The sequence below is a fragment of the uncultured Planktosalinus sp. genome (assembly GCF_963973675.1).
Taxonomy (GTDB): domain Bacteria; phylum Bacteroidota; class Bacteroidia; order Flavobacteriales; family Flavobacteriaceae; genus Planktosalinus.
Window position 1 is genome coordinate 1 of sequence record NZ_CAXBAN010000218.1, and the last position, 4,540, is coordinate 4,540.

Consider the following 4,540-nt stretch of genomic DNA (forward strand, 5'->3'; position numbering starts at 1 on the left):
TCTTTTAACCCCCTTTGGACAGACAATACATTTCACAACAATGGGCTGGATGAATCTTTTACAGATTTGGGACTGGGAAATGTAACAGGCGATCCACGCGACAATGGAAAATTTAAAGCTCCTTCACTCAGAAACCTTGCTTTTACAGCACCCTACATGCACGACGGCCGATTTGAAACCCTGGATGAAGTAATCAACCACTACAGTGAAGGACTGGTGTTTTCTGAAACCATCGACCCCCTTATGAAAGCAGTAGCCCAAGGAGGTGTCCAACTTTCTGAAGAGGATAAAGCAGACCTCAAAGCTTTTCTACTATCACTTTCAGATCCCGGGTTTATTAACAATCCTGATTTTCAGAACCCTAATTAATACTTATTTAATTCTTTATAAACAAATTACATATTAAAATAATCAATCAGGTTGCACCCTTAATAACTTGTACCCGCAACCTTCATCGCAATACAAGGGTTCGGGCACAAGACTTATAACATTATTGCCACCAAATGCTATTTTATAGGTCATACTGGGGATAAGATATAAGTTAAAGTCTGTACAATTTGGATAGAAGTCAATCAAATCTTGGTTTAAGTGAAACACTAATTCACCTACACAAGTAATTTCACCTGTTGTAACTAATTCATTTGAATTTGAAAAAGTATAAGTAAATCCATTATCTACTGGAACCCAAAACCCAGGCCCACCTTCACTAATATAACTCTCTGTATGTTTCCAAGTACCATATAACTTATTTTGTGTGTCACTATTATCATCGTTTTTTGAACAAGAAGTGCATAAAATAAATAAAAAAATTAATTGTATGTGTTTCATAAATCTAAAAAAACTTAATGTTGAATAAGTAATTGCATTTGTATAATCTCCAAACCATTATAATAATTCAAGAAATAAAGTCCATTTGGTAAATTAACAGTATTTATTGTTTTAACGGTATTAGAGGTTTCTCCATAGTATTTTAAAACACCATAAATATCGTAAAAATTAAAATGTGAAAATTAAATGGCTTGGATTATTTAATTGTTGTTATTACTTAAAAACAAAGTTTTCACCATCTAATTTTATAATAAATCTAACACCAAAAGACACTAGAAAAATTGTATATTTGTGCCATTATTTAGAACAAATCTACTTAAGATGATTAAAGTTAGTGATACTGCAAAAACAAAACTCGCTCAGCTGATGGCTGAAGAAGGTTATCGTGTAGAAACAGACTTTGTGAGAGTAGGCGTAAAAAGTGGAGGCTGCTCCGGTTTGTCTTATGAATTAAATTTTGACAACAATACACTTGAAGACGACAAACTGTTTGAAGACAATGCCGTTAAAATTGTAGTTAACAAGAAAAGCTTTCTTTATCTGGTGGGCACTACTCTGGAGTACAGTGGTGGTTTGAACGGGAAAGGCTTTGTTTTCAATAACCCAAACGCTAACAGAACCTGTGGTTGTGGAGAAAGTTTTTCGTTATAACAAAATATAAAAGATATGAGTAAATATACCGAAGACGACTTACAAAAAGAGCTGGAAACCAAAGAATACAAATATGGTTTCTACACAGATATTCAATCTGATACTTTTCCTGTGGGTCTAAATGAAGAAGTTGTAAAAGCCATATCCATAAAGAAAGAAGAACCCGCATGGATGACAGAATGGCGTCTAGAATCTTTTAGATACTGGAAAGAAATGATTGAACCCGAGTGGGCCAATGTGCATTATCAAAAACCCGATTTTCAGGCGATTTCCTATTACTCGGCACCCAACTCAAAACCCAAATATGACAGCCTTGACGAAGTAGACCCTGAACTACTCGACACCTTTAAAAGACTTGGCATCTCAATTGATGAACAAAAAAAATTGGCTGGAGTGGCAGTTGATATCGTAATGGATTCTGTTTCTGTGGCAACAACTTTTAAGAAAACACTGGCTGAAAAAGGCATCATTTTTTGTTCAATCTCAGAAGCCATTAAGGAACATCCTGAATTGGTAAAAAAATATCTCGGCACAGTTGTTCCACAAAAAGACAACTTTTATGCCGCATTAAACTCTGCCGTTTTTAGCGATGGTTCATTTTGTTACATTCCAAAAGGTGTTAAATGCCCGATGGAATTATCAACATATTTTAGAATCAACCAGGCCGGAACAGGTCAATTTGAAAGAACCCTGGTTATCGCCGATGAAGGAAGCTATGTGAGTTACCTCGAAGGCTGTACAGCACCATCACGTGATGAAAACCAATTGCACGCTGCCGTGGTTGAACTCATCGCTCTGGACAATGCTGAAATCAAATATTCAACCGTTCAAAACTGGTACCCCGGAAATAAAGAAGGAAAAGGTGGCGTTTACAACTTTGTTACCAAAAGAGGACTTTGTGAGAAAAATGCTAAAATATCCTGGACCCAAGTTGAAACAGGTAGTGCCGTTACGTGGAAATATCCAAGTTGCGTACTGAAAGGTGACAACTCCATTGGAGAATTTTATTCCATTGCTGTTACCAACAACTTTCAGCAAGCAGACACCGGAACAAAAATGATTCACCTTGGTAAAAACACCCGAAGCACCATCATTTCTAAAGGTATTTCAGCAGGGCAATCACAAAACTCCTATCGCGGATTGGTTCAAATAAGCCCACGCGCAGAAAACGCACGCAACTTTTCTCAATGTGACTCTTTATTGATGGGAAATAAATGTGGTGCACATACATTTCCATACATAGAAACAAAAAATAAAACCGCAAAAATAGAACATGAGGCCACTACCTCAAAAATTGGTGAAGATCAAATATTTTATTGCAACCAACGCGGTATAGATACAGAAAAAGCAATTGCTCTAATTGTAAACGGATTTAGTAAAGAAGTACTAAACAAACTCCCAATGGAGTTTGCAGTAGAAGCTCAAAAGCTATTAGAAATAAGCCTTGAAGGCTCAGTAGGATAAACATAAAACAATCAAATTATACTTAACCAATGAAAAAGATTTTTGTTCTATTAACTGCTCTCGTTGTCTTTACAGCTTGTAAAAACAACGATAAATCTGCCGAATCAGGAGATAATATCAAAGAAATTTCAGCAGACTTTATTTATCTTGATGATGCGGCCGTTTTAAAAGGAAGCGACTTTATTTATGGAGTAAAAATTGACGACAAGGCCAAAGAGCTTGCAAAACAAGTAGAGCCAATTAAAGCGGATGAGTTTGATATGGTTCCTGTGGTTATTAAAGGTATAGTGAGTAAAAAAAATGATAATGAAGAAGGCTGGGAAGATGTAGTTACCATTACAGAAATTATTACTGTAAGTAAAACACCTTCAAAGCCAGATGTAAAACTTGAATAGAAAAAGATGTTAAAAATCAATAACTTACACGCAGGTGTTGAAGATACCGAAATTTTAAAAGGAATTAACCTTGAAATTAATTCAGGTGAAGTGCACGCTATAATGGGTCCAAACGGTTCCGGAAAAAGCACACTCGCCTCTGTCATAGCCGGAAAGGAAGAGTTTGAAGTTACAGACGGAAGCATGTTCTTTGAAGCTGAAGACATCGCTGATCTCGCTCCCGAGGAGCGCGCACACAAAGGCATCTTTTTGTCATTTCAGTACCCGGTGGAAATCCCCGGTGTATCTGTTACCAATTTTATAAAAACAGCTATCAACGAGGGCCGAAAAGCACAAGGGCTTGATGATATGCCTGCCAATGAAATGCTTAAAAAAATAAAAGAAAAAGCTGCATTATTTGAAATGGACCGAAAATTTCTTTCGCGTTCACTCAACGAAGGCTTTTCGGGTGGTGAGAAAAAAAGAAATGAAATATTTCAAATGGCTATGCTCGAACCCAAATTGGCCATTCTTGACGAAACAGATTCAGGCCTCGATATTGATGCCTTACGCATTGTTGCTAACGGTGTAAACAAGTTGAAAAGCGACAATAATGCTGTTTTGGTAATCACTCACTACCAACGCCTATTGGACTATATTATTCCAGACTTTGTCCACGTACTTGTCGACGGTAAAATAGTAAAAACCGGGTCAAAAGAACTCGCTTATGAGCTGGAAGAACGCGGTTATGACTGGATCAAAGAAGAAGCCAAAACCGTTTAAGTGTTTTTAGTTTAAGGAATCAAACCTGAACAAAAACTTTTAAATATTAACAAAACTTAATATGAGTTTAAAAGATAAATTAGTTTCCTCATTTTTTGCATTCGAAGATTATATCGATGCAGATTCTCATATCCATGAGATCAGAAACAAAGCTATCAAAACCTTTGAGGAAACAGGTTTCCCTACAAAAAAAGAAGAGGCTTGGAAATACACCTCTCTCAATTCCGTTTTAAAGGATGACTATTGCATTTTCCCAAAAAAAGAAAATTCAGTTGAATTCAAAGAGGTGAAAAAATATTTTCTGCATGAAATAGACACCTACAAAATTGTTTTTATTGATGGTGTTTACAACTCATTTTTGTCTGAAACAACACACGATAAAGTAGATGTATGTTTGATGTCTTCTGCCTTGAGCAAACCAAAATATAAAGCAGTGATTG

The 4,540-nt window shown here is 36.1% G+C and carries 5 protein-coding genes and 2 pseudogenes; 6 read left to right on the plus strand and 1 reads right to left on the minus strand.

Annotated features, from left to right (window positions below; genetic code table 11):
- Positions 1-369 (plus strand): annotated as a pseudogene (locus AACY61_RS09195) (cytochrome-c peroxidase); the annotation flags it as partial.
- 42 nt (positions 370-411) lie between these two features.
- On the opposite strand, the gene AACY61_RS09200 reads toward AACY61_RS09195, so the two are convergent.
- Positions 412-828 (minus strand): hypothetical protein, encoded by a 417-nt coding sequence (locus tag AACY61_RS09200; RefSeq protein WP_339611279.1) that lies wholly within the window; start codon positions 826-828, stop codon positions 412-414.
- 321 nt (positions 829-1,149) lie between these two features.
- Between AACY61_RS09200 and AACY61_RS09205 the strand changes: the two genes are divergently transcribed.
- The 5 genes and pseudogenes from AACY61_RS09205 to AACY61_RS09225 all read left to right on the plus strand — a co-directional run.
- Positions 1,150-1,479 (plus strand): iron-sulfur cluster assembly accessory protein, encoded by a 330-nt coding sequence (locus AACY61_RS09205; protein WP_339611280.1) that lies wholly within the window; start codon positions 1,150-1,152, stop codon positions 1,477-1,479.
- A gap of 15 nt (positions 1,480-1,494) precedes the next feature.
- The gene (gene sufB / locus AACY61_RS09210; RefSeq protein ID WP_339611282.1) at positions 1,495-2,943 is read left to right on the plus strand and encodes a Fe-S cluster assembly protein SufB; all 1,449 of its coding nucleotides are present in this window, start codon (positions 1,495-1,497) and stop codon (positions 2,941-2,943) included.
- A 29-nt stretch (positions 2,944-2,972) separates the two neighbouring features.
- Entirely contained in the window at positions 2,973-3,338 is a 366-nt protein-coding gene (locus AACY61_RS09215) for a hypothetical protein (protein WP_339611283.1), read from the plus strand.
- A 6-nt stretch (positions 3,339-3,344) separates the two neighbouring features.
- Complete coding sequence (gene sufC, locus AACY61_RS09220; protein WP_339611284.1) at positions 3,345-4,100, plus strand: Fe-S cluster assembly ATPase SufC; 756 nt, start codon at positions 3,345-3,347, stop codon at positions 4,098-4,100.
- 61 nt (positions 4,101-4,161) lie between these two features.
- Positions 4,162-4,540, plus strand: a pseudogene (locus AACY61_RS09225) (Fe-S cluster assembly protein SufD); the annotation flags it as partial.

What these genes read in the sequence shown, in the direction of transcription:
- AACY61_RS09200 (WP_339611279.1), bottom strand. Translation starts at nt 828, where the DNA reads ATGAAACACATACAATTAATTTTTTTATTTATTTTATGCACTTCTTGT.
- AACY61_RS09205 (WP_339611280.1), top strand. Translation starts at nt 1,150, where the DNA reads ATGATTAAAGTTAGTGATACTGCAAAAACAAAACTCGCTCAGCTGATG.
- sufB (WP_339611282.1), top strand. Translation starts at nt 1,495, where the DNA reads ATGAGTAAATATACCGAAGACGACTTACAAAAAGAGCTGGAAACCAAA.
- AACY61_RS09215 (WP_339611283.1), top strand. Translation starts at nt 2,973, where the DNA reads ATGAAAAAGATTTTTGTTCTATTAACTGCTCTCGTTGTCTTTACAGCT.
- sufC (WP_339611284.1), top strand. Translation starts at nt 3,345, where the DNA reads ATGTTAAAAATCAATAACTTACACGCAGGTGTTGAAGATACCGAAATT.